Origin of the sequence: Streptomyces justiciae, assembly GCF_015163075.1 — a bacterium.
In the GTDB taxonomy this organism is placed as follows: domain Bacteria; phylum Actinomycetota; class Actinomycetes; order Streptomycetales; family Streptomycetaceae; genus Streptomyces; species Streptomyces justiciae.
Genome location: NZ_JADDXU010000028.1, coordinates 82,531 through 109,009 on the forward strand (window position 1 = coordinate 82,531; position 26,479 = coordinate 109,009).

The window sequence follows — 26,479 nt, forward strand, 5'->3', positions numbered from 1 at the left end:
TGGGTATGCCGGAGGCAACTCGGCATCCCGTTCGAAGGGTGACAACCGTCGGACAGGAAGCCGTATTTACCGGCATTCTGATAGGGCTTGGCGCACTCAGCGACAAGTGGTCTCAGGGATGGGGGCGTTCCAGTGAGCGGCAACGGCGGAAGCGGAACGGGCGCCGGCAGCGCGGTCAACGGCGACAAGCGCCCCAATGAGCTGCTCACCTCATGGTTCGTGCGCAGCGGCTGGTCGAAGGGCGAGCTCGCCCGCCAAGTCAACCGCCGGGCCCGCCAGTTGGGCGCCAACCACATCTCCACCGACACCTCGCGCGTCCGCCGCTGGCTGGACGGCGAGAACCCCCGTGAACCGATCCCGCGGATCCTGTCGGAGCTGTTCTCCGAGCGGTTCGGCTGCGTCGTCTCGGTCGAGGACCTCGGCCTGCGCGCCGCCCGCCAGTCACCCTCCGCACACGGGGTCGACCTGCCCTGGACGGGCCCGCAGACCGTGGCCCTGCTCAGCGAGTTCTCGCGCAGCGACCTCATGCTGGCGCGGCGCGGCTTCCTCGGGACCTCGCTGGCCCTCTCCGCGGGCCCGTCCCTCATCGAGCCCATGCAGCGCTGGCTCGTCCCCGCCCCGTCCACCGCGCACCACGAGCCGGAGCCCTCGGCCGCCGCCCGCCGCGGCGGCCGCCTCTCCAAGCCCGAGCTGGACCTCCTCGAGTCCACCACCGTGATGTTCCGGCAGTGGGACGCCCAGTGCGGCGGCGGCCTGCGCCGCAAGGCCGTCGTCGGCCAGCTGCACGAGGTGACCGACCTCCTCCAGGAACCCCAGCCCGAGACCACCACCCGCAAGCTGTTCAAGGTCGCCGCCGAGCTGGCCGAGCTCGCGGGCTGGATGTCGTACGACGTGGGACTCCAGCCCACCGCGCAGAAGTACTTCGTCCTTGCGCTGCACGCCGCCAAGGAGGCGGGCGACAAGCCGCTGGGCTCGTACATCCTCTCCAGCATGAGCCGCCAGATGATCCACCTCGGCCGGCCCGACGACGCCCTGGAGCTGATCCACCTCGCGCAGTACGGCAGCCGCGACTGCGCGAGCCCGCGGACCCAGTCGATGCTGTATGCGATGGAGGCCCGCGCCTACGCCAACATGGGCCAGCCCGGCAAGTGCAAGCGTGCCGTCCGGATGGCCGAGGACACCTTCGCCGACGCCGACGACTGGGACGAGCCGGACCCCGACTGGATCCGCTTCTTCTCCGAGGCCGAGCTGTACGGCGAGAACTCCCACTCCTACCGTGACCTCGCCTACGTCGCCGGCCGCAGCCCGACGTACGCCTCCCTGGCCGAGCCGCTGATGCAGCGGGCGGTGGAGCTTTTCGCCAAGGACCAGGAGCACCAGCGGTCGTACGCACTCAACCTGATCGGCATGGCCACCGTGCACCTGCTCCAGCGCGAGCCCGAGCGGAGCACCGTCCTGGCCGAGGAGGCGATGGCCATCGCCAAGAAGGTCCGCTCCGAGCGGGTGAACACTCGTATCCGAAAGACGGTCGACACGGCCGTACGCGATTTCGGTGATCTCGCCGAGGTCGTGGATCTCACGGACAAGCTCGCCATCGAGCTGCCCGAGACGGCCGAGGCCGTCTGACACCCGCGGGAAACCCATGAACCCCGGCCGCGGCCGGCCCTCCCGAACTGCCCGACTCGGCTCCCCCATGCCAGGTCATCGGAAGGCCGCCCGCGGCCGGTTTCTTTCCTTCATCGAAGGTTGCGCCACGATAACGATCCATTCGGCGAACATCCGGCAGTTCATCGACGCGTAACACGTAAGGCGCCTTCGTCACGGCGGCGAAACAACGAGGGGCTTCCACCGAAACCGCGCTGCGCCAATCTCATGGCGCATAACCGGCCCACCCCTCAATCCGCTCAGGCTTCGCCCGCACGGGGCCGTACCAACGACGAGGAGACGCCGATGGCACCAGCCATCACGCTCGCCGCAGACAAGCTGTCGGTGGCCAACACAGGTTTCATGCTCATCTGTTCCGCCCTGGTGCTGATCATGACCCCGGGCCTCGCCTTCTTCTACGGAGGCATGGTCCGCGTCAAGAGCACCCTGAACATGCTGATGATGAGCTTCATCAGCATGGGGATCGTCACCATCCTGTGGGTGCTGTACGGCTTCTCCATGGCGTTCGGGACGGACCACGGCTCGATCATCGGCTGGGAGAACGACTTCTTCGGCTGGACGGGCATCGACAAGGGCGACATCTGGTCCGGGTACACGATCCCGGTCTTCGCCTTCGCCGTCTTCCAGATGATGTTCGCCATCATCACGCCGGCCCTGATAAGCGGTGCGATCGCCGACCGTGTGAAGTTCTCCGCCTGGGCGCTGTTCGTCGTCCTGTGGGCCACGGTCGTCTACTTCCCGGTCGCCCACTGGGTCTGGGGCACCGGCGGCTGGGCCTTCGAGCTCGGTGTGATCGACTTCGCCGGTGGTACGGCGGTCCACATCAACGCGGGTGCCGCGGCGCTCGGCGTGATCCTGGTCATCGGCAAGCGCGTCGGCTTCAAGAAGGACCCGATGCGCCCGCACAGCCTCCCGCTGGTCATGCTCGGTGCCGGTCTGCTGTGGTTCGGCTGGTTCGGCTTCAACGCCGGCTCGTGGCTCGGCAACGACGACGGCGTCGGCTCCCTGATGTTCGTCAACACCCAGATCGCCACCGCCGCCGCCATGCTCGGCTGGCTGCTCTACGAGAAGATCCGCCACGGCGCGTTCACCACGCTGGGCGCCGCCTCCGGCGCGGTCGCCGGTCTGGTCGCCATCACCCCCTCCGGTGGTGCGGTCACCCCGATCGGCGCGATCTGCGTCGGCGTCATCGCCGGTGTCCTGTGCGCCATGGCGGTCGGCCTGAAGTACAAGTTCGGCTACGACGACTCGCTCGACGTCGTCGGCGTCCACATGGTCGGCGGTGTCATCGGCTCCCTGCTGATCGGCTTCTTCGCCAGCGGCAAGGGCCAGTCCGACGTCAAGGGCCTCTTCTACGGCGGTAACGCGGACCAGCTCTGGAAGCAGTGCGCCGGTGTCTTCGCGGTCCTCGCCTACTCGCTGATCGCCTCCGCGATCCTCGCCTTCCTCCTCGACAAGACCATCGGTATGCGGGTCAGCGAGGACGAGGAGGTCTCGGGCATCGACCAGGCCGAGCACGCCGAGACCGCATACGACTTCAGCGGCGCCGGCGGCGGTTCCGCCAAGGCCGCCGTCGCCGCCCCGGCCGCCGCCGCTGCGAGCAAGAAGGTGGACGCATGAAGCTCATCACCGCAGTCGTCAAGCCCCACCGGCTCGACGAGATCAAGGAAGCCCTCCAGGCCTTCGGGGTGCACGGCCTGACGGTCACCGAGGCGAGCGGTTACGGTCGTCAGCGGGGCCACACCGAGGTCTACCGCGGTGCCGAGTACACCGTCGACCTGGTCCCGAAGATCCGTATCGAGGTCCTGGCCGAGGACGACGACGCCGAGCAGCTGATCGACGTCATCGTCAAGGCCGCCCGCACCGGCAAGATCGGTGACGGCAAGGTCTGGTCCCTGCCGGTCGAGACGGCCGTACGGGTCCGGACCGGCGAGCGCGGTCCCGACGCGCTCTGACAGAAAAGAACAGGAGCTGCTGGGTGTCGAGTACGGACGTGCGTAAAGAAGCAGAGGACTCCGGACCCAGCGGCTATGCGGCGGCCCGGCTGCGTCTCCTCACCGAGGGGGCGCAGTCCGGGCCGCCGCGCCGTTCGGCCCTCTCCGAACTGACGGACGACTGGCTGACCGGGCTCTTCACGGCGGGCGCCGAGGGGCTGCGCGGCGTCTCCCTGGTCGCCGTCGGCGGCTACGGACGCGGCGAGCTGTCGCCCCGCAGCGACCTGGACCTGCTCCTGCTGCACGACGGCAGCGACTCCGGCGCGGTCGCCGCCCTGGCCGACCGCATCTGGTACCCCGTCTGGGACCTGGGCCTCGCCCTCGACCACTCCGTACGGACCCCGGCGGAGGCCCGCAAGACCGCCGGCGAGGACCTGAAGGTCCAGCTCGGCCTCCTCGACGCCCGCCACCTCGCCGGCGACCTCGGCCTGACCGCCGGACTGCGCACCGCCGTCCTCGCCGACTGGCGCAACCAGGCGCCCAAACGCCTCCCCGAACTCCAGGAACTCTGCGCAGAACGCGCCGAACGCCAGGGCGAGTTGCAGTACCTGCTGGAACCGGACCTCAAGGAAGCCCGCGGTGGCCTGCGGGACGCCACCGCCCTGCGTGCCGTCGCCGCGTCCTGGCTGGCCGACGCCCCGCGCGAGGGCCTCGACGACGCCCGGCGCCGGCTCCTCGACGTCCGCGACGCGCTTCACCTCACCACCGGGCGCGCCACCGACCGGCTCGCGCTCCAGGAGCAGGACCAGGTCGCCGCCGAGCTCGGCCTGCTCGACGCGGACACGCTGCTGCGGCAGGTGTACGAGGCGGCGCGGGTCGTGTCGTACGCCAGTGACGTCACCTGGCGCGAGGTGGGGCGCGTGCTGCGATCGCGCGCCGTGCGGCCGCGGCTGCGCGCCATGCTCGGCGGCGGGAAGCCCGTCGCGGAGCGGTCGCCGCTGGCCGAGGGCGTCGTCGAGATGGACGGCGAGGTGGTGCTCGCCCGCGCCGCGCGCCCCGAGCGTGACCCCGTCCTGCCGCTGCGCGCCGCGGCTGCCGCCGCACAGGCCGGGCTGCCGCTCTCGCTGCACGCCGTACGGCGCATGGCGGCCCACGCGCGCCCCCTGCCCACGCCCTGGCCCGCCGAGGCCCGCGAGCAGCTCGTGACGCTGCTCGGCTCCGGCGCCCCGACCATCGACGTCTGGGAGGCGCTGGAGGCGGAGGGCCTGATCACCCGGCTGCTCCCGGACTGGGAGCGGGTGCGCTGCCGGCCGCAGCGCAACGCCGTGCACATCTGGACCGTCGACCGGCACCTGATCGAGACGGCGGTCCGCGCCTCGGAGTTCACCCGCCGCGTCCACCGCCCCGACCTGCTGCTGGTCGCCGCGCTGCTGCACGACATCGGCAAGGGCTGGCCCGGCGACCACTCGGTGGCCGGCGAGATCATCGCGAAGGACGTCGCCGCGCGCATCGGCTTCGACCGCGAGGACGTCGCCGTACTGGCGGCTCTCGTACGGCATCACCTGCTCCTCGTCGACACCGCCACCCGGCGTGACCTGGAGGACCCGGAGACGGTCCGGTCGGTCGCGGAGGCGGTCGGCACGCCGTCGACGCTGGAGCTGCTGCACGCCCTGACGGAGGCGGACGCGCTGGCCACCGGCCCGGCGGCCTGGTCGTCCTGGCGGGGTTCCCTCGTCGCCGACCTGGTGAAGCGGGTCGCGGCCGTGCTCGCCGGGGACGACCTGGACGAGCCCGAGGCCGCCGCGCCCACGGCGGAGCAGGAACGGCTGGCGATCGAGGCGGTCGCGACCGGCAGCCCGGTGCTGTCGCTGCGCGCGCAGACCGAACCGCCGACGGGGGAGGAGCCGTCCGGGGACCCCGAGCCGCTGGGCGTGGAGCTGCTCATCGCGGTGCCCGACCAGCCGGGCGTCCTCCCGGCGGTGGCGGGCGTGCTGGCGATGCACCGCCTGACGGTCCGGACCGCCGAGCTGCGGGCCCTCGACCTGCCGGACGGCGTCGACGGCTCGGTGCTGCTGCTGAACTGGCGGGTGGCGGCGGAGTACGGCTCCCTGCCGCAGGCCGCGCGGCTGCGGGCGGATCTGGTGCGGGCACTGGACGGGTCCCTGGACATCGCGGGCCGCCTCGCCGAGCGCGACGCGGCCTACCCGCGCCGCCGGGGGGTCGTCGCGCCGCCGCCGCGTGTGACGGTCGCCCCGGCCGCGTCCCGGCTGGCCACGGTGATCGAGGTACGCGCGCAGGACGCCCCGGGGCTGCTGTTCCGGATCGGGCGGGCGCTGGAGGACGCGAGCGTACGGGTGCGCAGCGCGCACGTCTCGACGCTGGGCGCCAACGCCGTCGACGCCTTCTACGTCACCGGCCCCGAGGGCGCCCCGCTGCCGGGTGACGAGGTGGCTTCGGTGACGCGGAAACTGGAGGAGACGTTGCGGGGCTGACGGGGGATCCCGGCCAGCCGCCGCGCCGGGATACCCTGGAAGACGCTCATACTGCCCCCGACTCCGAGGACCGACGCCGCCGTGTTCGATACTCTCTCCGACCGCCTCTCAGCGACCTTCAAGAATCTGCGCGGCAAGGGGCGTCTGAGCGAGGCGGACATCGACGCCACCGCGCGCGAGATCCGTATCGCGCTCCTCGAGGCGGACGTGGCCCTGCCGGTCGTCCGGACGTTCATCAAGAACGTCAAGGAGCGGGCGCTCGGTGCCGAGGTCTCCCGCGCGCTGAACCCCGCCCAGCAGGTCCTGAAGATCGTCAACGACGAGCTCGTCACGATCCTCGGCGGCGAGACCCGGCGTCTGCGCTTCGCCAAGCAGCCGCCGACCGTGATCATGCTGGCCGGTCTCCAGGGTGCCGGTAAGACGACCCTCGCGGGCAAGCTCGGCCACTGGCTCAAGGGCCAGGGCCACTCCCCGCTGCTGGTCGCCGCCGACCTCCAGCGCCCGAACGCCGTGAACCAGCTGAGCGTCGTCGCCGACCGTGCCGGCGTCGCCGTGTACGCGCCGGAGCCGGGCAACGGCGTCGGTGACCCGGTCAAGGTCGCCAAGGACTCCATCGACTTCGCGAAGTCCAAGGTCCACGACATCGTCATCGTCGACACCGCGGGCCGCCTCGGTATCGACCAGGAGATGATGCAGCAGGCCGCGGACATCCGTGACGCGGTCTCTCCCGACGAGATCCTCTTCGTCGTCGACGCGATGATCGGTCAGGACGCGGTCAACACCGCCGAGGCCTTCCGCGACGGCGTCGGCTTCGACGGCGTGGTGCTCTCCAAGCTCGACGGCGACGCCCGCGGTGGTGCCGCCCTGTCGATCCGGCAGATCACCGGCAAGCCGATCATGTTCGCGTCGAACGGCGAGAAGCTCGACGACTTCGACGCCTTCCACCCTGACCGGATGGCCTCCCGCATCCTCGACATGGGTGATCTGCTCACCCTGATCGAGCAGGCGGAGAAGACGTTCAGCCAGGAAGAGGCCGAGAAGATGGCCTCCAAGCTGGCGTCCAAGAAGGGCCAGGACTTCACCCTGGACGACTTCCTGGCCCAGATGGAGCAGGTCAGGAAGATGGGCAGCATCTCCAAGCTGCTCGGCATGCTGCCCGGCATGGGGCAGATCAAGGACCAGATCAACAACCTCGACGAGCGGGACGTCGACCGCACCGCCGCGATCATCAAGTCGATGACCCCGGGCGAGCGCCAGGACCCGACGATCATCAACGGCTCCCGTCGCGCCCGTATCGCGCGCGGTTCCGGTGTCGAGGTCAGCGCGGTCAAGGGGCTGGTCGAGCGGTTCTTCGAGGCCCGCAAGATGATGTCCCGCATGGCCCAGGGCGGCGGGATGCCGGGCATGCCGGGGATGCCGGGCATGGGTGGCGGCCCCGGCCGCGCCAAGAAGCAGCCCAAGAAGGCCAAGGGCAAGCAGCGCTCCGGCAACCCGATGAAGCGCAAGCAGCAGGAGCAGGAGGAGGCCGCGCGCCGCGCTGCCGCCGCGCAGGGCGGCAACGCCTTCGGCGTCCCGGGCCAGCAGGCTCCGCAGGACTTCGAGCTGCCGGACGAGTTCAAGAAGTTCATGGGCTGACGGTTTTCTCTTGTACGTCCCCGGGGGCGCCCCTCTTCGGAGGGGTGCCCCCGGCGTCGTAAGCGCACATGCTGGCGCGGCTTTCCTGTCGTAACGTCCGGATATGACCAACCCTGCGCCGCCCCGCAAGTCGCCGGACCAGCTCTGGCGCACCGAGGGCACCCCGGAGGAGCCGCAGAAGCCGTCCCCCGGTGGGCGGCGGCCGCGTGGCGGCTGGTGGAGTCTCGTCGTCACCGCGCTGGTCGTGTTCCTGATCGCCAACCTCGTGCTGTCCTTCTTCAACGAGGGCGACGAGCCGACGATCTCGTACACCGAGTTCAGCAAGCAGGTCGACGCCGGCAACGTCAGCAAGATCTACGCCAAGGGCGACGCGATCCAGGGCCAGCTCAAGAAGGAGCAGGACAACCCCGAGGGCGACGGCAAGTACACCAAGTTCAACACCGAGCGGCCTACCTTCGCGGACGACCAGCTCTGGGAGGACCTGACCAAGCACAACGTCACGGTCACGGCCGAGCCGGTCGTCCAGCACCGCAGCTTCCTGGCCAACCTGCTGATCTCGCTGGCCCCGATGCTGCTGCTGATCGTGCTGTGGATCTTCATCGCGCGGCGGATGCGAGGGGCGATGGGCGGTGCGGGCGGGATGCTCGGCCGCAAGGCGCCGCCCAAGCCGGTCGAACTGGAGGCGGGTCAGAAGCGCACGACCTTCGAGGACGTGGCCGGCATCGACGAGGTCGAGGGCGAGCTCAACGACGTCGTCGACTTCCTGAAGAACCCCGAGGCCTATCGGCGCATGGGCGCCAAGATGCCGCGCGGTGTGCTGCTCGCGGGTCCGCCCGGCACCGGCAAGACACTGCTCGCGCGCGCGGTCGCCGGTGAGGCGGGGGTGCCGTTCTTCTCCGCGTCCGCCTCCGAGTTCATCGAGATGATCGTCGGCGTCGGCGCCTCACGCGTGCGGGAACTGTTCGCGGAGGCCCGCAAGGTGGCCCCGTCGATCATCTTCATCGACGAGATCGACACCATCGGCCGGGCCCGCGGCGGCGGCTCCGGCATGGGCGGCCACGACGAGCGCGAACAGACCCTCAACCAGATCCTCACCGAGATGGACGGCTTCTCCGGCTCCGAGGGCGTCATCGTCATCGCGGCGACCAACCGCGCCGACGTCCTGGACCCGGCCCTGACCCGTCCCGGCCGCTTCGACCGGGTGGTCATGGTCTCGCCCCCGGACCGGGGCGGCCGCGAGGCCATCCTGGAGATCCACACCCGTGACATCCCGATGGCCGACACCGTGGACCTCGCCCAGGTCGCCCGGACGACCCCGGGCATGACCGGCGCCGAACTGGCCAACCTGGCCAACGAGGCTGCCCTGCTGGCGGTCAAGCGACAGCAGGAGCAGGTGACGCAGAGCGACCTCTCGGAGGCGCTGGAGAAGGTCCAACTCGGTGCCGAACGCCCGCTGGTGATGCCTGAGGAGGAACGCCGCCGCACGGCGTACCACGAGAGCGGACACGCCCTCCTCGGCATGCTGCAACCGGGCGCCGACCCCGTCCGCAAGATCACCATCGTGCCGCGCGGCCGGGCGCTCGGCGTGACCTTGTCGACGCCGGACGCCGACAAGTACGCGTACACCGAGGAGTACTTGCGCGGCCGGATCATCGGCGCCCTCGGCGGCATGGCCGCCGAACAGGTCGTCTACGGCGTCGTCACCACCGGCGCGGAGAACGACCTCGAACAGGTCACCAACATCGCACGCGGCATGGTCGCCCGGTGGGGCATGAGCGAACGGGTGGGCCGGCTCTCCGCGCTCCCCAACGACGCCCAGCAGGCCTACGGGCTGGCCGCCGCCCCGCAGACCCTCGACGTCATCGACGGCGAGATGCGCCGGATCGTCGACGAGTGCTACGAGGAGGCCTGCCGCAAACTCCTCGACCACCGCAGCCAGTTGGACGACCTCGCCGAGGCGCTCCTGGAGAACGAGACGCTGGAGGAGGCGGACGCTTACCGCATCGCGGGGATCACCCGGCTGACCAAGGACGAGGCCTAGGCGCCCGCAAACGTCCAGATGTGCGGCTCCCCGTCCTCCTCCGCCCAGTGGACCTCCACGTTCTCGGCGTGCGCGGGCACGAGATAGGTCTCGCAGAACGTGTGGCTCTCGCCCTGCTTCCAGCTCTCGACGTCGTACGGGTCCTCGCAGCCCGGGGCGTCCTCGGCCGCGCCGATGAGGATCGCGCCGCGCTGTCCGTCCGCGAACAGCGTGGTGCCGTCGCCGACTTCGGGGGAGTCGGTGAGGGCCGGGCCACCTCGGTGGGTGTAGGTGACGTGGGCGGTGGCCAGGACCAGGCCCTTGGCCTTCTCCGGTTCCGAGACCGCCTTGCGCGCCTCGGCCTCGGTGCCGACGTCGACCTTCTCGGCGGCGATCGTGTAGGTGACCGTGCCGGGGTCCTCGGCGACCTTGCCGGTGACGCTCTCGCCGGGCGCGAGCGCTTCAGTGGCTGACGGTGACGGCTTCGCCGGGCTCTTCGCGTCGACGCCGCCGTCGCCGCCACCGCAGCCGGCGGTGAGGGCGAGGGCGAGGAGGGCGACGGGCAGCGCGGTCTTGCGGTACGGCACAACAGCTCCTGTGCACAGGGGAAACGGACCCTGTGCAACGAAGCGGGCCGCGGACCGCAGCGCCTGGTTCAGGCCATGTTGGTCACGGCACGCGCGCGATGAGATACCGGAACACGTTCGGCATCCACACCGTCCCGTCCCGCCGCTGGTACGGATGCAGCGCCTCCGCCACCTCCTTGTCGACCTGCGCCTGGTCCGTCGCGGAGATCGCCGCGTCGAAGAGACCGGTCGACAGCAGGCCCTTGACCGCGCTGTCCAGATCGGCGTACCCGAACGGGCAGGCCACCCGCCCGGAACCGTCCGGCTTCAGTCCCGCCCGCTGGGCGACCTCCTCCAGGTCGTCGCGAAGGGCGGGGCGCCAACTGCCCGTGCCGCGCAGCGGATCCGCCAGCTTCGTGGCCACCCGCAGCACGGACGACGTGGTGCAGCGCTCCGGCGGACCCCAGCCGGCGAGCACCACGGGCGCCCCGCGCTCGGCGAGCGGGGTCGCTGCCCGCAACAGCTCGCCGAGCCCCTCCGAGTCGCCCGCGAGACACCCGATGGGCTCGAAAGCGGTCACCAGGGTGTACGCGGGCGTCTCCGCGTCGGCCGCGTCCTGTGGTGTGCCGTCGACCAACCGTGTGTCCCCACGCGCGCGCGTGCCCCATGCCTCGGGCAGCAGCCGCTCCCGGGCCAGGGCCAGCCGTTCGGGGCAGAAGGCGTCGACGCCGGTGACCGCGGCCCCTCTGGAGGCGGCCATCAGAAGGGCGAGCCCGCTGCCGCAGCCGAGGCCGAGCAGCCGGGTGCCGTGTCCTACATCGAGTCGCTCGTAGACGGCCTCGTAGAGCGGGACCAGCATCCGCTCCTGGATCTCGGACCAGTCACGCGCGCGTGCACCGAGGTCCGCGCGGGAGGTCTCGCCCGCCGAGGACAGGTGCTGCCGCACGAGCGTAGGTGTCATGGATAAGCGCCCCAATCCGCCGAGAGTTGCCTCTGTGCCCGATCACGTAGCCCCCGTGACGTGCGCTCGCACTCCCCCCGTATGCCAGGTAACTCCGCACTCGACCGCTCGTCCAGAGGCTGAAGGGCCCTGCTTGTGGGTTGGCTGTGCCGGGGAAAAGAATTCACATCCCGGCAATGTGCGCCCGTAACATCGCGCCATGGCAAAGGCACCTGTTCTCACCCCCCGGGCGGACGACTTCCCGCGCTGGTACCAGGATCTGATCGCCAAGGCCGAACTGGCCGACAACGGTCCGGTGCGCGGCACCATGGTCATCCGACCGTACGGGTACGGGCTGTGGGAGCGGATGCAGGCCGAGATGGACGCCCGCATCAAGGAGACGGGCACCCAGAACGCGTACTTCCCGCTGCTGATCCCGCAGTCGTACCTCACCCGAGAGGCCGACCATGTCGAGGGCTTCGCGCCCGAACTCGCGGTCGTCACTCACGGCGGCGGCAAGGAACTCGAAGAGCCGGCGGTCGTCCGGCCCACCTCCGAGATGATCATCAACGAGTACTTCTCCAAGTGGGTGCAGAGCTACCGCGACCTGCCGCTGCTGATCAACCAGTGGGCCAACGTGGTGCGTTGGGAGCTGCGGCCCCGGCTGTTCCTGCGCACGACCGAGTTCCTGTGGCAGGAGGGTCACACCGCCCACGCCACCTACGAGGAGGCCCGCGAGTTCGCCGCGCACATCCACCGCGAGGTCTACGAGGACTTCATGGTGAACGTCCTCGCGATGGACGTCGTCCCCGGCCGCAAGACCGCCCGGGAGCGGTTCGCGGGGGCCGTCAACACCCTCACGCTCGAAGGCATGATGGGCGACGGCAAGGCCCTCCAGATGGCCACCAGCCACGAGCTGGGCCAGAACTTCGCCAAGGCCTTCGACACCCGGTACCTGTCCATGGACGGCACGCAGGAACTGGTCTGGCAGACCTCCTGGGGCTCGACCACCCGCATGATCGGCGCGCTCGTGATGATGCACGGCGACGACGACGGCCTGCGGGTTCCGCCGAGGCTCGCGCAGATCCAGGTGGTCGTCCTCGCGATCAAGGGCGACGAGGCGGTTCTGGCCAAGGTCCGCGAGCTCGGCGATCAGCTGACGGCGGCGGGCGTCCGCGTCCGGGTCGACGACCGCACGGACGTCCCCTTCGGACGCCGCGCGGTCGACTGGGAGCTCAAGGGTGTGCCCGTACGCGTCGAGGTCGGGCCCCGTGACCTGGAGAACGGCACCGCGATGCTGGCGCGGCGCATCCCCGGCGGCAAGGAGCCGGTGGCGGTCGACTCCCTCGTACGACTGCTCCCCACGATCCTCGAAGAGGATCAGGCGCTGCTGCTGACCCAGGCGCGGGAGCGCCGGGAGTCGCGGACGGCGGACGTGGCGACGGTCGAGGAGGCCGTCGAGGCGGCGACCGCCGGCGGCTGGGCGCGCGTGCCGTGGGCGACGCTCGGCGAAGAAGGCGAGGCCAGACTGGCCGAGCACGCGCTGACCGTACGGTGTCTGGTCGCCGAGGACGGGTCGGTGCCGGACGCCGACGACGCGCCGGGTAACGTCGCGGTCGTCGCGCGCGCTTACTGAGGTAGCGCCCTTCCGGCGGGAGAGCGACCGAAACGCCTCTTGCGCATCCGAGGACCCCACTCGTCGCGACGCGCAGACATCGTCTACAGGGCGGTGCGTATATCGGACTACGTACCGCCTTGGTACGAGCTGTGAGGCTTCTCCGCAGATCAGCGCACCCGCCCTCGTCAGGACGCATCAGCGGCAACTGACGGGTACGTGCAAATTATTTGGGATGGCCCGGAATCGGAACACTGGGGCACTCCGGCTCGTTGTCATTACGTGAGCACGACACAGACACCACCTGTTCTCGCCGCCGAGCTGGCGCAGGCGTGGGCCGACATTCAGCGGTACCACCCCGAGCTGCCGGATCTCGCCGCGCCAGAGTCCCTGATCGGGGAGTCGTCGTCCGCGTGCGGGCACGAACTCTCCTTCGAGCGACTGCTCCATGAGGCAGTCCATGGGATCGCCGCCGCCCGCGGCGTCCGTGACACCTCCCGCGCCGGCCGCTACCACAACCGCAGATTCCTCGCGATCGCCGAGGAACTGGGCCTGGACCACCCCGAGGAGCCGCACCCGAGCAGCGGCTTCTCGCTGGTCACCCTCAACCCCGAGGCGAAGCGCCGCTACCGGCCGACGATCGACCGCCTCCAGCGCGCCCTGAAGGCGCACACGGCAGCCACCTCCGCCGACACCTCCCGCACCTTCCGCGGCCCCGCCGCCCGGCACGGCTCCTCCGGGGGCGGCGTGCGCGTGAAGGCGGTCTGCGACTGCGGGCGCAACGTACGGGTCGTCCCGTCGGTGCTGGCGCAGGCGCCGATCGTGTGCGGCGGCTGCGGCAAGCCGTTCCGCATCCCGGAGGTCGTCGGGGCGGCCTAGCCACGCGCGGTGCCGGCGTCTCGTGGGTGCCGGGACCGGTGTCGTGGGGGCACCTCTGACGGGCACCCGGACCGCCGGGTGCCCGTCAGGCATGCCCTGCGCCGGCCTCGGTCCGAGGCGAGCCGAGGGGTGTGGCACAATGTCTAGCTGTACTCGACAGTCGCACAGGACCCCTCTCTCCTCCGGCTGACGCGTCCATCGGGCACTCGGGTACCGCAACCCCACGCGGCAATCTCGCCGTGCCCAACCACGTCAAAACCAGGAGAATCCACTCCCGTGGCAGTCAAGATCAAGCTGAAGCGTCTGGGCAAGATCCGTTCGCCTCACTACCGCATCGTCGTCGCCGACTCCCGCACCCGTCGTGACGGCCGTGCGATCGAGGAGATCGGTCTGTACCACCCGGTGCAGAACCCGTCGCGCATCGAGGTCGACGCCGAGCGCGTCGCCTACTGGCTGGGTGTCGGCGCGCAGCCGACCGAGCCCGTGCTCGCCATCCTGAAGAAGACCGGCGACTGGCAGAAGTTCAAGGGCGAGCCCGCCCCGGCTCCGCTGCTCGTGGCCGAGCCCAAGAAGGCTCGCCCCTCGTTCGAGGCCCTTGGTGGCGACGACGAGGGCAAGGGTGAGGCCATCACCCAGAAGAAGAAGGCTGAGAAGAAGGACGAGGCTGCCGCCGAGTCCGAGTCGACCGAGGCCTGAGCATGCTCGAGGAGGCTCTCGAGCACCTCGTGAAGGGCATCGTCGACAACCCTGACGATGTGCAGGTCGCATCCCGCAACCTGCGCCGCGGACGCGTGCTCGAGGTCCGGGTCCACCCCGACGACCTCGGCAAGGTGATCGGCCGCAACGGCCGCACCGCACGCGCTCTGCGTACCGTCGTGGGCGCCATCGGCGGCCGCGGTGTCCGCGTCGACCTCGTCGACGTCGACCACGTCCGCTGACGCCAATCGCAGCACCGGCGTGGGCCTGTCCGGCGGATCAGGTCGCAGGGAATCAGCGGTTTCTTCAATAGCGCAGGCGAGCGGGGCTTGGTGCGTGCAGCTGCAAGGCGGAGGAGGGAGTCGACGCGGAGCGTCGGCGACTGACGACAACGCGGCAGATGTGCGTGCCAAGCCCCGCGTCTGCGACAGGATCCGCTGGACAGGCCCACGGGCCGGGGAGGGCCTTGGGGCCGTCCCCGGCCCGTAGTCGTACGTACGATCAGGAGATCTTCGAAAAGTGCAGCTCGTAGTCGCTCGCATCGGCCGTGCTCACGGCATCAAGGGCGAGGTCACCGTGGAGGTCCGCACCGACGAGCCGGAGCTCCGGCTCGCCCCCGGTGCCGTCCTGCTCACGGACCCCGCCGCCACCGGCCCCCTCACCATCGAGACCGGCCGGGTGCACAGCGGCCGGCTCCTCCTGCGCTTCGAGGGCGTCAAGGACCGCACCGCCGCCGAGGCCCTGCGCAACACCCTCCTGATCGCCGAGGTCGACCCGGAGGAGCTGCCGGAGGACGAGGACGAGTACTACGACCACCAGCTGATCGACCTGGACGTGGTCACCGCCGACGGCGTGGAGGTCGGCCGGATCACCGAGATCTCGCACCTGCCCTCGCAGGACCTCTTCATCGTGGAGCGGCCCGACGGCAGCGAGGTGATGATCCCGTTCGTCGAGGAGATCGTCACCGAGATCGACCTGGAGGAGCAGAAGGCGGTCATCACGCCGCCGCCCGGGCTGATCGACGACCAGGCCGAGATCGCGTCCTCGAAGGAAGACGGCGCATGAGACTCGACGTCGTCACGATCTTCCCCGAGTACCTCGAACCGCTGAACGTCTCCCTCGTCGGCAAGGCACGCGCGCGTGGACAGCTTCAGGTGAACGTCCACGACCTGCGCGAGTGGACCTACGACCGCCACAACACCGTCGACGACACCCCGTACGGCGGCGGCCCCGGCATGGTCATGAAGACCGAGCCCTGGGGGGACGCGCTGGACTCCGTGCTGGCCGACGGCTATGAGACGGGCTCGCACGCACCCGCTCTCATCGTCCCGACGCCCAGCGGGCGCCCCTTCACCCAGGAACTCGCCGTCGAGCTGTCCGAGCGGCCCTGGCTGGTCTTCACACCGGCCCGCTACGAGGGCATCGACCGCCGGGTCATCGACGAGTACGCGACCCGGATGCCCGTCTACGAGGTCTCCATCGGCGACTACGTCCTCGCCGGCGGCGAGGCGGCCGTCCTGGTCGTCACCGAGGCCGTGGCGCGGCTGCTGCCCGGCGTCCTCGGCAACGCCGAGTCCCACCGGGACGACTCCTTCGCGCCCGGCGCGATGGCGAACCTCCTGGAGGGCCCCGTCTACACCAAGCCGCCCGCCTGGCGCGGCCGGGAGATCCCGGAGACGCTGCTCAGCGGCCACCACGGCAGGATCGCCCGCTGGCGGCGCGACGAGGCACTCAAGCGCACCACCGCCAACCGGCCCGACCTCATCGAGCGCTGCGACCCCAAGGCCTTCGACAAGAAGGACCGCGAGATGCTCTCCATCCTGGGCTGGGCGCCGGACCCGGCAGGGGAGCCGTACGGCCGATTTTGGCGTCGGGTCGACGACGTGGAAGAATAGGTCGCTGTTGTGCGTCGTCCGGCGTGCGCCCCTGCCACAGGGGGACACGACGCCCGCCCCGACATGGACAGCATCCTCCGATACACCTAGCTCCCGCCTATGACCTGTGGCATGGGCGAAGAAAGCAGACGAAATGTCTCACCTGCTCGACTCCGTCGACAGCGCGTCGCTGCGCAGCGACATCCCGGCCTTCCGCCCGGGTGACACCGTCAACGTCCACGTCCGCGTCATCGAGGGCAACCGCTCCCGTGTGCAGCAGTTCAAGGGCGTAGTCATCCGTCGCCAGGGCGCCGGTGTCCGCGAGACCTTCACGGTCCGCAAGGTCTCGTTCTCCGTCGGCGTCGAGCGCACCTTCCCGGTGCACACCCCGATCGTCGAGAAGATCGAGCTCGTCACCCGCGGTGACGTCCGTCGCGCGAAGCTGTACTACCTGCGCGAGCTGCGCGGCAAGGCCGCGAAGATCAAGGAGAAGCGCGAGAGCTGATCTCGCGTTCGGGGCTCCACAGAGGGGCCGGATAGCATCTGGCCCCGATGGACACCGAAGCACAGCAGACGGAGCGCGACCGCTCCTCCCGCCCTTCCGACTCCGAGGAGATCTCGGACACAGAGGGTCAGGAGGGACGGTCGCGTTTCGCGTTGCCGGCGCGGATCACCGAGTGGCTCCCCGGCGGGCGGATCACCCTGAGCGTGCTGGTCTGCCTGCTGTTTTTGCTGCTCCTCAATGCTTTCGTGGCCCAACCCTTCCAGATTCCCAGCGGATCCATGGAAAACGGATTGAGGATCGGGGACCGCGTTCTCGTAAATAAGTTGGCGTACCGTTTCGGTGCCGAGCCGCGGCGCGGAGATGTGGTCGTGTTCGACGGATCCGGGTATTTCGGGGATGCGGACTACATCAAGCGCGTTGTGGGTGTGGGGGGAGACCACGTGGTCTGCTGCGACAAGAAGGGGAGGATCGAGGTGAACGGCCGGTCGGTCGACGAGTCGACGTTCCTGTACCCCGGTGACAGCCCGTCGACGGTGGCCTTCGACGTCGTCGTGCCCGACGGCACCCTCTTCGTCCTCGGCGACCATCGCAGCCACTCCAGCGACTCCCGCGACCATCTGGGCTCGCCCGGCGGCGGCATGATCCCGGTCGACGAGGTCATCGGCCGCGCCGACTGGATCGTATGGCCGACCGCGCACTGGACCCGGCTCAAGCCTTCCGCCGCCTACGCGCGCGTGCCCGCCGCGGGCGGTGCGCATGGGTAACCGCGGCAAACCGCGCGGGGTGCCCGGCGACGCCGCCGACAACCTGCTCCCCACCGGCGTCCGGCGCGCCGCCAGCCCCGCGGGCGGCCGTACGCGCGCGGAGCGCCGCAAGCTCCAGCGCAAGGTCAAGCGGCGCCGCAGGCGCTCCGCCGTGAAGGAGATACCGCTCCTCGTCGGTGTCGCCGTCCTCATAGCCCTGGTGCTGAAGACCTTCCTGGTGCAGGCCTTCGTGATCCCGTCGGGCTCGATGGAGCAGACGATCCAGATCGGCGACCGCGTCCTGGTCGACAAGTTCACCCCGTGGTTCGGCTCCAAGCCGCAGCGCGGGGACGTCGTCGTCTTCAAGGACCCCGGCGGCTGGCTCAAGGACGAGCAGACGACGGTGAAGAAGGAGGACCCCGTCGTCGTCAAGCAGATCAAGGAAGGGCTCACCTTCATCGGCCTGCTGCCGTCCGACAACGAGAAGGACCTCATCAAGCGCGTCGTCGGCGTCGGCGGCGACCGCGTCAAGTGCTGTGACACACAGGGGCGGGTGACCGTCAACGGCGTCCCGCTCACCGAGGGCGACTACCTCTATCCCGGCAACGCTCCCTCCACGCAGCAGTTCGACATCACCGTCCCCCAGGGGCGGTTGTGGGTGATGGGCGACCACCGGGCCAACTCCGCGGACTCCCGCGTCCATCAGGACACCGACTACGGCGGCACGGTCTCCGAGGACTCGGTGGTGGGACGGGCGATGGTCATCGCCTGGCCCCTGGGGCACTGGACCACCTTGAAGGAGCCGAAAACCTACGCTTCCGTGTCCGACTCGGCGACCGGGTCGACCGCTGCTCCCCCGCTGTCGCATAGGGTTGCCTCCGACGATCCGAATGGACCTGTCCAACTCCCGACCCCTGCGGAACTCCCGCTCGTTATGGGAGTGGTGGGCCTGCACCGTGTCATGGGCAGGCGGCGGCACAGAGTAAGGAGTTGGCGTGGGGGATGTGGCGGTTGGCGCACGGTCCGGACACGACGGCGAGGAGCACCGCGGACGCCCCGTGGACGCGGCCGACCCTGCCGCGGACAGCGTCGTGACCTCGAACGACGGCTCCGGTGGAGACGGGGACGGGACCAGGACCGATCAGGGCCAGGAAGAGTCGAAACCCGCGCCGAAGAAGCCGCGTTCCTTCTGGAAGGAACTGCCGATCCTGATCGGTATCGCGCTCGTGCTGGCGCTGCTGATCAAGACGTTCCTGGTGCAGGCGTTCTCGATCCCGTCCGACTCGATGCAGAACACCCTCCAGCAGGGTGACCGGGTCCTCGTCGACAAGCTGACGCCGTGGTTCGGCTCCGAGCCCGAGCGCGGTGAGGTCGTCGTCTTCCACGACCCGACCAAGTGGCTGGCGGGTGAACCGACCGCCGAGCCGAACGCCGTCCAGACGTTCCTCAGCTGGATCGGTCTGATGCCGTCCGCCGAGGAGAAGGACCTCATCAAGCGGGTCATCGGCGTCGGCGGCGACACCGTCGAGTGCAAGGGCACCGGTCCGGTGAAGGTCAACGGCAAGGCGCTGAACGAGAGCGACTACGTCTACGCCGGCAACACCCCTTGCACGGTCGACGACATGGGCGGCCAGTTCAAGGTGAAGGTGCCCAAGGGCTTCATCTGGGTCATGGGCGACCACCGCCAGAACTCCCGCGACTCGCGCTACAACCAGGACGACAAGTACCACGGCATGGTCCCGGTCGACGAGGTCGTCGGACGGGCCATCGTCAAGGCCTGGCCGATCAACCGCTGGGGCACCCTGCCGGTGCCGGACACCTTCGACCAGGACGGCCTGAACACCCAGTCCTCGGCGTCCACCGCCCTGACGGTGGCCCCGCAGGGGCTGGCGCTCGCGGGCGCGGTGCCGGTGGTGCTGTGGCGGCGGCGCAGGATCGCGCCGGTGGAGACGCGCTGACCTTCGTCGAGGCACCGGGTTCACCTAGGCAAACCTTTACGGAGCCGGTGACCTTGGTCCCCGAAGGGGGCTGACCGGTTCCGGTACCGCCGGGTAGGGTGCGGACCCATGGGTGGCGAGAGCACGACACGTACGGCCCCGCGCAGCGGTGGCACCAACACGGGCCCGGTGGGCAGCCGGACCGGACAGCGACTGTCCGGGCTGGCCGTCGCGCTGGGCCTGGTGCTGTTCCTCGGCGGGTTCGCCTGGGGAGCGGTGGTCTACCGGCCGTACACCGTGCCCACCAGCTCGATGGCGCCCACCATCGACGCCGGCGACCGGGTGCTGGCGCAGCGCATCGACGGCGGCGACATCCGCCGGGGCGACGTGGTCGTCTTCACCGACAAGACCTGGGTGAGCAACGCTCCCGTGGTCAAGCGCGTGGTCGCGGTCGGCGGGGACACCGTCTCCTGCTGCACGAAGGGCAAGCTGACCGTCAACGGCAAGCAGATCGACGAACCGTATCTGCCCAAGGACAGCCTGGCCGAGTGGAAGAACATCCCCGAGGTGACCGTCCCCAAGGGCCGGCTGTTCCTGCTCGGTGACGAGCGGCAGGGCTCCCTGGACTCCTCCGCCCATCTCACGGACGCGGCCAGTGGCACGGTCGCGGTGAGCGCCGTGACCGCCCGCGTCGACGCCGTCGTCTGGCCCATGGACGGCATGCTGAAGGAGCCGAGCGGCTTCAAGGAGCTCGGTGCGCTGTCCGCGCCGGGACCGCTGCGGACGATCACCGCCCTGATCATCGGCGGCGCGGTGCTCGTGCTCGGCGGTGGCGCCTACGGTCCGATCGCCAAGCGCCTCGGCAAGCGTCGTGCCGCTCGGACCCGGACGGAGCCCGTGGGTGCGCGCTGAGGCCGCGGCGGACACCTACGAGGGCGGACTGCGCAAGGTCGCCAGGGTGGTGCTGCTCGACCCCGACGACCGCATCCTGCTCCTGCACGGCCATGAGCCGGACGATCCGAGCGACGACTGGTGGTTCACGCCCGGCGGCGGAGTCGAGGGCGACGAGACTCGTGAAGCGGCCGCTCTCAGGGAACTCGCCGAGGAGACCGGAATCACCGAGGTCGAGCTCGGGCCGGTGCTGTGGCGGCGGATGTGCTCCTTCCCGTTCGCGGGGCGCCGCTGGGACCAGGACGAGTGGTACTTCCTGGCCCGGACGACGCAGACGGCGACGGCGGCGACGGCCCTCACCGATCTGGAACGGCGCAGTGTCGCCGGAGCGCGCTGGTGGACGTGTCAGGAACTGACCCGGGCACATGAGACGGTGTATCCGACCAGACTCGCCGAGCTGCTCCGCAGGCTGCTCGACGAAGGTCCCCCGGCCGGGCCCGTGACCCTCGACACCGAAATCGTCTAGGGGCTGACGGGACTGGCGCACAATGGTGGGATCGCACGGCTGAAGGGGAACATGCCATGAGCGCCGAGGACCTCGAGAAGTACGAGACCGAGATGGAGCTGAAGCTCTATCGGGAGTACCGCGATGTCGTCGGTCTGTTCAAGTACGTGATCGAGACCGAGCGGCGCTTCTATCTCACCAACGACTACGAGATGCAGGTGCACTCGGTCCAGGGTGAGGTGTTCTTCGAGGTCTCGATGGCCGACGCATGGGTCTGGGACATGTACCGGCCCGCTCGGTTCGTGAAGCAGGTACGGGTGCTCACGTTCAAGGACGTGAACATCGAGGAGCTCAACAAGAGTGACCTGGAGCTGCCGGGCGGGTGAGGGCGGTAGTGGGGCCGCTCGTGTGGGTGGCTGAGTTTTCCACAACCGCCGGGTAGTCCACCAAGATCAACAAGGGTGGCTCGGCTGCGTGATCGTTGGCGCCGGAGGTGGTGCCGACATGAACGCACGCAGTGCACTCGGCAAGTACGGCGAGACGCTGGCCGCGAGGCGGCTGGCGGAGGCCGGGATGACCGTCCTGGAGCGCAACTGGCGCTGTGGCAGGACCGGTGAGATCGACATCGTGGCGCGGGACGGAGAGGTCCTGGTCGTCTGCGAGGTCAAGACACGGCGGGCGGGTGCCTTCGAGCACCCGATGGCCGCGGTGACCCCCGAGAAGGCGGAGCGGCTGCGGGGCCTCGCCGAATGCTGGATCCACGCCCACGGAGGGGCGCCACCGGGTGGCGTCCGCATCGACCTGGTCGGCGTCCTCCTGCCGGAGCGCGGCGCACCCGTCGTCGAGCATGCGCGGGGGGTGGCCTGAGATGGGGTTCGCGCGGACGTGCTCGGTGGCGCTGGTGGGCGTCGAGGGTGTGGTGGTGGAGGTCCAGGCGGATCTGGAGCCCGGGGTCGCGGCGTTCACGCTGGTAGGGCTGCCGGACAAGAGCCTGACCGAGAGCAAGGACCGGGTGCGGGCCGCGGTGGTCAACTCGGGCGCCGCTTGGCCGGCCAAGAAGCTGACGGTGGGGTTGAGCCCGGCGTCGGTGCCGAAGAGCGGGAGCGGGTTCGATCTCGCGGTGGCGGCCGCGGTGTTGGGGGCGGCCGAGCGGATCGATCCGCGGGTGCTGGCGGACATCGTGATGATCGGGGAGTTGGGGCTGGACGGGCGGGTGCGGCCGGTACGGGGCATCCTCCCGGCGGTGATCGCGGCCGCCGACGCCGGTTACGAGCAGGTGGTGGTGCCGGAGTGCGCCGCCGCAGAGGCCTCGCTGGTGCCCGGCATCTCGGTCCTGGGCATCCGCAACCTGCGCCAGCTGATCGCCGTCCTGGCGGACGAACCCGTGCCCGACGAGGAGCCGGAGGAGGAGGGCCGTCCCGATCCGCTGCTCGCCGGGCTGCGGGTGCCGGGCACGGGCGCGGCCACCGGCATGCACAGCATGGGCGCCGCGCAGCAGGACCAGGGTCATGACCTGGCCGACGTCGTGGGCCAGCTCTCTGCCCGCACCGCCGTGGAGGTTGCGGCGGCCGGCGGCCACCACCTCTTCCTGGAGGGGCCGCCGGGAGCCGGCAAGACGATGCTGGCGGAACGCCTGCCCGCGGTGCTGCCCCGGCTGACCCGGCAGGAGTCGCTCGAGGTCACGGCGGTGCACTCGGTGGCCGGGCTGCTGCCACCGGGCAAGCCCCTGATCGACACCGCGCCCTACTGCGCCCCGCACCACTCGGCCACCATGCAGGCGCTCGTCGGCGGTGGCCCCGGCATCGCCCGGCCCGGCGCGGTGTCGCTGTCGCATCGCGGGGTGCTCTTTTTGGACGAGACCCCGGAGTTCAACAGCCAGGCGCTGGACGCGCTCCGCCAGCCTCTGGAGGCGGGGCATGTGGTGATCGCCCGCAGCGCGGGTGTCGTGCGGTTCCCGGCGAAGTTCCAGATGGTGCTCGCGGCCAATCCGTGCCCCTGCGGGCGCTTCTCCCAGACCGACGACTTCTGTGAATGCCCGCCCTCGGCGATCCGCCGGTACCAGGCCCGGCTCTCCGGTCCGCTGCTCGACCGGGTCGACCTGCGGGTGGAGGTCGACCGCGTCACCCGGGCGCAGCTGGCCCAGCGCGGGGCCAGAGGGGAGTCGACGGCGGTGGTCGCCGACCGGGTGCGGGCCGCCAGGGAGCGCGCGGCGGCACGGCTCGTCGGCACCCCGTGGCGGACCAACAGCGAGGTGCCCGGCCGTGAGCTGCGCAGCCGCTGGCATGCGCTACCCGGGGCGATGGACGAGGCCGAGCGCAGCCTCGAACGCGGTGTGCTGACGGCCCGCGGACTCGACCGTGTGCTGCGCGTCGCCTGGACGGTCGCCGACCTGCTGGGACACCAACGGCCCGACGCCACCGACGTCGCCCTGGCCCTGCAACTGCGCACCGGGGTTCCCAGGGGCGTCCCCATGGCCATCGGAGCGCTCACATGAACGGAGGGGAGGACCCGGGCCGCGAGCTGCTCGCCCGAGTCTTTCTCGCCCGGGTCATCGAGCCCGGTGACGAGGTTGCCGGGCGGTGGGTGCGGGAGTTCGGGGTGGGGGAGGTGGCTCGGAGGTTGCGGGACGGGCGGGAGGTGTTGCCCGGGGTGAGTGGGAAGCGGTGGGCCGGGCTGGTGGCTCGCGCGGCGCGGGCCGAGCCGCGGGGCGATCTCGCGGTCGCGGCCGAGGCCGGCGTGAGGTTCGTCTGTCCGGGGGACGGTGAGTGGCCCGGGCAGTTGGACGATCTTGGAGACGCCCGGCCGCTCGGGCTGTGGGTGCGGGGGCGGCCCAGCCTGCGGATGTGGGCCTTGCGGTCCGTCGCGGTGGTGGGGGCTCGGGCCTGCACCGAGTACGGCGCCCACATGGCGGCCACCCTCGCCGCCGGGCTCGCCGAGCGCGGGTGGGTGGTCGTGTCAGGGGGTGCGTACGGCGTCGACGGGGCCGCCCACAGAGGGGCGCTGGGCGCCGGCGGTGCCACCGTCGCCGTGCTGGCCTGCGGCGTCGATCGACCCTACCCGCGCGGGCACACCGAGTTGATCACCAGGATCGCGGAACAGGGGCTGGTGGTGGGGGAGTTGCCGCCGGGGGACCATCCGACGCCTAGCCGGTTCGTGCTGCGGAACCGCGTCATCGCCGCGCTGACCAGAGGGACCGTCGTCGTCGAGGCGGCGTACCGCAGCGGCTCGCTCGTCACCGCGCGCGCCGCGCAACGGCTCGGGCGGCACACCATGGGCGTGCCCGGGCCGGCCACCAGCGGCCTCTCGGCCGGGGTGCACGAACTGCTGCGCGGCGACGCCGAACTCGTCACCGACGCCGAGGAAGTCGTCGAGGTGGTCGGGGACATGGGCGAGCTCGCGCCGGAGCGGAAAGGGCCTGTGCTGCCGCGCGATCTTCTCGAACCAGGTGCGCGGAGAGTTCTCGACGCGCTGCCGGCACGCCGTGCGGCGAGCGCGGTCGACATCGGGCTGGGCGCGCAGACGACGGAGGACGAGGCGGTCGCGAGACTGTACGAGCTCCGATCACTTGGTTACGTCGAACGACACGGCGACGGCTGGAAGTTGACACGCCAGGCGATGATCTCCGTCCGTGGTGCTCGCGCTCCGAGTTGACCGAGCGTGTTCGGCCGTCCGGGGGAACCCCTACAGCCTTGGGAATTCCCGCAGTTGGAGTTTCCCCGCGGTCACGCTGAGTCGTCGGCGTGACTCGGCGGGGCGTCGAGAGGAACGTATCTGCGCACGGCTCGGGGCCGCTCCTTCGCACACCGCGACACTCCAGTCACGCTACGCTCACGGGGATTCCGGCACGGAACGGCGACTCGACCACAGATCAACACCAGAGACTCCAGATCCACATCAGAGATTCCAGATCCGCATCAGACCGACAGGTCACCCAGCCATCCCCACTTCACGGCAGAACGGCACAAGGCGACGAATGCCCCAGCACACCTCCGGGTCCGACCGGGCGGCGGTCCCCCCAGCCGCCCGGGACGGTGGCAGCGTGCGGCCCCCCGCTCCCTCGACGCTCGACGAGCTGTGGCGGTCGTACAAGGCGACGGGGGACGAACGGCTGCGGGAGCAGCTGATCCTGCACTACTCGCCGCTCGTGAAGTACGTGGCGGGCCGGGTCAGCGTGGGGCTGCCGCCCAACGTCGAGCAGGCCGACTTCGTCTCCTCCGGTGTCTTCGGGCTCATCGACGCGATCGAGAAGTTCGACATCGACCGGGAGATCAAGTTCGAGACGTACGCGATCACCCGGATCCGGGGCGCGATGATCGACGAGCTGCGGGCGCTGGACTGGATTCCGCGGTCGGTGCGGCAGAAGGCGCGGAACGTCGAGCGGGCGTACGCGACGCTGGAGGCGCGGTTGCGGCGGACGCCCAGCGAGGGTGAGGTGGCGACCGAGATGGGGATCGCCGTGGATGAACTCCACGCGGTCTTCAGTCAGTTGTCGCTGGCCAACGTGGTCGCGCTGGAGGAGCTGCTGCATGTCGGGGGTGAGGGCGGCGACCGGCTGAGCCTGATGGACACGCTGGAGGACACCGCCGCCGACAATCCGGTGGAGGTGGCCGAGGACCGGGAGCTGCGGCGGTTCCTGGCGCGGGCGATCAACACGCTGCCCGAGCGGGAGAAGACCGTGGTCACGCTCTACTACTACGAGGGGCTGACCCTCGCGGAGATCGGGAACGTGCTGGGGGTGACCGAGAGCCGGGTCAGTCAGATCCACACCAAGTCGGTGCTGCAACTGCGGGCGAAACTGGCGAGCTTCGGTCGGTGACCTGGCCGGATGGACGGTCGTGGTCGAGAGTGACTCCCGTCCGGGGCGGTGCGTCCGTAAAGTGGTGGACGTGCCAAGGATTCGAGCGGCCTCCGTGGCCGAGCACCGGTCGATGCAGCGAGCCGCCCTGCTGGACGCGGCTCGGTCGTTGCTGTCCGAGGGTGGGACGGAGGCGCTGACGTTCCCGGCTCTCGCGGAGCGGACGGGGCTGGCGCGGTCGTCCGTGTACGAGTACTTCCGGTCGAGGGCCGCGGTCGTCGAGGAGCTGTGCGAGGTCGACTTCCCGGTCTGGGCGGCGGAGGTCGCTGCGGCGATGGGCGCGGCGGACGGGGCAGAGGCCAAGGTCGAGGCGTATGTGCGGCGGCAGCTGGCGCTGGTGGGGGATCGGCGGCATCGGGCCGTGGTCGCCATTTCCGCGAGTGAGCTCGATGCGGGGGCTCGGGAGAAGATCCGGGCCGCGCACGGGGGGTTGGTCGCGATGATCGGTGAGGCGCTGGAGGAGATGGGGCATTCGGAGCCTCGGCTTGCGGCGATGTTGCTGCAAGGGGTTGTGGACGCTGCTGTGCGGCGGATCGAGCTGGGGGCGGCGGAGGATCCTGCGGCGATCGCTGAGGCTGCGGTGGCGATGGCTCTGCGGGGCGTTCGCGGCTGAGGTTGGTGGGGGTTGCTGCGGGGGCGGTTTCGCTCGCCCGCGCCGGCGGGGTGCCGCCTGCGCCCACCCGTGCCGCCCCAGCGGCACGACTGCCCGCAGTCATGGCAGGGGGAT

Annotated in this window: 25 protein-coding genes and 1 pseudogene; 24 read left to right on the forward strand and 2 right to left on the reverse strand. The window is 70.4% G+C overall.

Annotated elements, in window-relative coordinates:
* Positions 1–132: 132 nt before the first annotated feature.
* From nsdA to ftsH, 6 genes are all read left to right on the forward strand, one after another.
* A complete protein-coding gene (nsdA, locus tag IQ210_RS43870; protein WP_194084841.1) occupies positions 133–1,626 on the forward strand; it encodes a transcriptional repressor NsdA in 1,494 nt (497 codons plus the stop codon).
* A gap of 324 nt (positions 1,627–1,950) precedes the next feature.
* Complete coding sequence (locus IQ210_RS43875) at positions 1,951–3,285, forward strand: ammonium transporter (protein WP_194084842.1); 1,335 nt, start codon at positions 1,951–1,953, stop codon at positions 3,283–3,285.
* Positions 3,282–3,620, forward strand: coding sequence for a P-II family nitrogen regulator (locus IQ210_RS43880; RefSeq protein ID WP_003997576.1), 339 nt, complete (start codon positions 3,282–3,284; stop codon positions 3,618–3,620). The genes IQ210_RS43875 and IQ210_RS43880 overlap by 4 nt, the downstream gene beginning before the upstream one ends.
* A 23-nt stretch (positions 3,621–3,643) precedes the next feature.
* Positions 3,644–6,091, forward strand: a complete 2,448-nt coding sequence (locus tag IQ210_RS43885; RefSeq protein ID WP_194084843.1) for a [protein-PII] uridylyltransferase — start codon at positions 3,644–3,646, stop codon at positions 6,089–6,091.
* Positions 6,092–6,172: 81 nt separating this feature from the next.
* Positions 6,173–7,726: a signal recognition particle protein gene (gene ffh / locus IQ210_RS43890; RefSeq protein ID WP_132803625.1), complete on the forward strand. Its 1,554-nt coding sequence runs from the start codon at positions 6,173–6,175 to the stop codon at positions 7,724–7,726.
* A 103-nt stretch (positions 7,727–7,829) separates the two neighbouring features.
* Entirely contained in the window at positions 7,830–9,767 is a 1,938-nt protein-coding gene (gene ftsH, locus IQ210_RS43895; RefSeq protein WP_194084844.1) for an ATP-dependent zinc metalloprotease FtsH, read from the forward strand.
* On the opposite strand, the gene IQ210_RS43900 is transcribed toward ftsH, so the two are convergent.
* A complete protein-coding gene (locus IQ210_RS43900) occupies positions 9,764–10,333 on the reverse strand; it encodes a hypothetical protein (RefSeq protein WP_194084845.1) in 570 nt (189 codons plus the stop codon). The two genes, ftsH and IQ210_RS43900, sit on opposite strands and share 4 nt — an antisense overlap.
* Positions 10,334–10,415: 82 nt before the next feature.
* Positions 10,416–11,273, reverse strand: coding sequence for an SAM-dependent methyltransferase (locus IQ210_RS43905; RefSeq protein ID WP_194084846.1), 858 nt, complete (start codon positions 11,271–11,273; stop codon positions 10,416–10,418).
* Between the two features lie 199 nt (positions 11,274–11,472).
* Between IQ210_RS43905 and proS the strand changes: the two genes are divergently transcribed.
* The 18 genes and pseudogenes from proS to IQ210_RS43995 all read left to right on the forward strand — a co-directional run bounded on the left by proS (position 11,473) and on the right by IQ210_RS43995 (position 26,365).
* The gene (gene proS / locus IQ210_RS43910) at positions 11,473–12,888 is read left to right on the forward strand and encodes a proline--tRNA ligase (RefSeq protein ID WP_194084847.1); all 1,416 of its coding nucleotides are present in this window, start codon (positions 11,473–11,475) and stop codon (positions 12,886–12,888) included.
* 261 nt (positions 12,889–13,149) lie between these two features.
* Entirely contained in the window at positions 13,150–13,746 is a 597-nt protein-coding gene (locus IQ210_RS43915; protein WP_059198037.1) for a hypothetical protein, read from the forward strand.
* A gap of 276 nt (positions 13,747–14,022) precedes the next feature.
* Entirely contained in the window at positions 14,023–14,442 is a 420-nt protein-coding gene (gene rpsP / locus IQ210_RS43920) for a 30S ribosomal protein S16 (RefSeq protein ID WP_059198036.1), read from the forward strand.
* A 2-nt stretch (positions 14,443–14,444) separates the two neighbouring features.
* Entirely contained in the window at positions 14,445–14,684 is a 240-nt protein-coding gene (locus tag IQ210_RS43925) for an RNA-binding protein (protein WP_003973401.1), read from the forward strand.
* Between the two features lie 277 nt (positions 14,685–14,961).
* A complete protein-coding gene (gene rimM / locus IQ210_RS43930; protein WP_194084848.1) occupies positions 14,962–15,507 on the forward strand; it encodes a ribosome maturation factor RimM in 546 nt (181 codons plus the stop codon).
* Entirely contained in the window at positions 15,504–16,337 is an 834-nt protein-coding gene (gene trmD, locus IQ210_RS43935) for a tRNA (guanosine(37)-N1)-methyltransferase TrmD (protein WP_194084849.1), read from the forward strand. Before rimM ends, trmD begins: the two co-directional genes overlap by 4 nt.
* Positions 16,338–16,470: 133 nt before the next feature.
* On the forward strand, positions 16,471–16,821 hold the full coding sequence (gene rplS / locus IQ210_RS43940) for a 50S ribosomal protein L19 (RefSeq protein WP_079309735.1): 351 nt from the start codon (positions 16,471–16,473) through the stop codon (positions 16,819–16,821).
* Positions 16,822–16,868: 47 nt separating this feature from the next.
* A complete protein-coding gene (lepB, locus tag IQ210_RS43945) occupies positions 16,869–17,585 on the forward strand; it encodes a signal peptidase I (protein ID WP_194084850.1) in 717 nt (238 codons plus the stop codon).
* Positions 17,578–18,663: pseudogene (gene lepB, locus IQ210_RS43950) on the forward strand (signal peptidase I); the annotation flags it as partial. The gene lepB (IQ210_RS43945) and the pseudogene lepB (IQ210_RS43950), both read left to right, overlap by 8 nt.
* Positions 18,560–19,522, forward strand: a complete 963-nt coding sequence (gene lepB / locus IQ210_RS43955; protein ID WP_407699748.1) for a signal peptidase I — start codon at positions 18,560–18,562, stop codon at positions 19,520–19,522. The pseudogene lepB (IQ210_RS43950) and the gene lepB (IQ210_RS43955), both read left to right, overlap by 104 nt.
* A 108-nt stretch (positions 19,523–19,630) precedes the next feature.
* Positions 19,631–20,413, forward strand: coding sequence for a signal peptidase I (gene lepB / locus IQ210_RS43960; RefSeq protein ID WP_194084853.1), 783 nt, complete (start codon positions 19,631–19,633; stop codon positions 20,411–20,413).
* Entirely contained in the window at positions 20,403–20,918 is a 516-nt protein-coding gene (locus IQ210_RS43965; RefSeq protein WP_194084854.1) for an NUDIX hydrolase, read from the forward strand. Before lepB (IQ210_RS43960) ends, IQ210_RS43965 begins: the two co-directional genes overlap by 11 nt.
* Positions 20,919–20,974: 56 nt before the next feature.
* A complete protein-coding gene (locus IQ210_RS43970) occupies positions 20,975–21,283 on the forward strand; it encodes a DUF2469 domain-containing protein (protein ID WP_003965949.1) in 309 nt (102 codons plus the stop codon).
* A gap of 118 nt (positions 21,284–21,401) precedes the next feature.
* A complete protein-coding gene (locus IQ210_RS43975; protein ID WP_079309729.1) occupies positions 21,402–21,764 on the forward strand; it encodes a YraN family protein in 363 nt (120 codons plus the stop codon).
* 1 nt (position 21,765) lies between these two features.
* The gene (locus IQ210_RS43980; RefSeq protein WP_194084855.1) at positions 21,766–23,391 is read left to right on the forward strand and encodes a YifB family Mg chelatase-like AAA ATPase; all 1,626 of its coding nucleotides are present in this window, start codon (positions 21,766–21,768) and stop codon (positions 23,389–23,391) included.
* Entirely contained in the window at positions 23,388–24,548 is a 1,161-nt protein-coding gene (gene dprA, locus IQ210_RS43985) for a DNA-processing protein DprA (protein WP_194084856.1), read from the forward strand. Before IQ210_RS43980 ends, dprA begins: the two co-directional genes overlap by 4 nt.
* Before the next feature lie 322 nt (positions 24,549–24,870).
* Positions 24,871–25,713 carry an RNA polymerase sigma factor WhiG gene (whiG, locus tag IQ210_RS43990; protein ID WP_059198024.1) on the forward strand — a complete coding sequence of 281 codons (843 nt, stop codon included), beginning with the start codon at positions 24,871–24,873 and terminating at the stop codon, positions 25,711–25,713.
* Between the two features lie 94 nt (positions 25,714–25,807).
* A complete protein-coding gene (locus tag IQ210_RS43995) occupies positions 25,808–26,365 on the forward strand; it encodes a TetR/AcrR family transcriptional regulator (protein ID WP_194084858.1) in 558 nt (185 codons plus the stop codon).
* Positions 26,366–26,479: the final 114 nt, after the last annotated feature.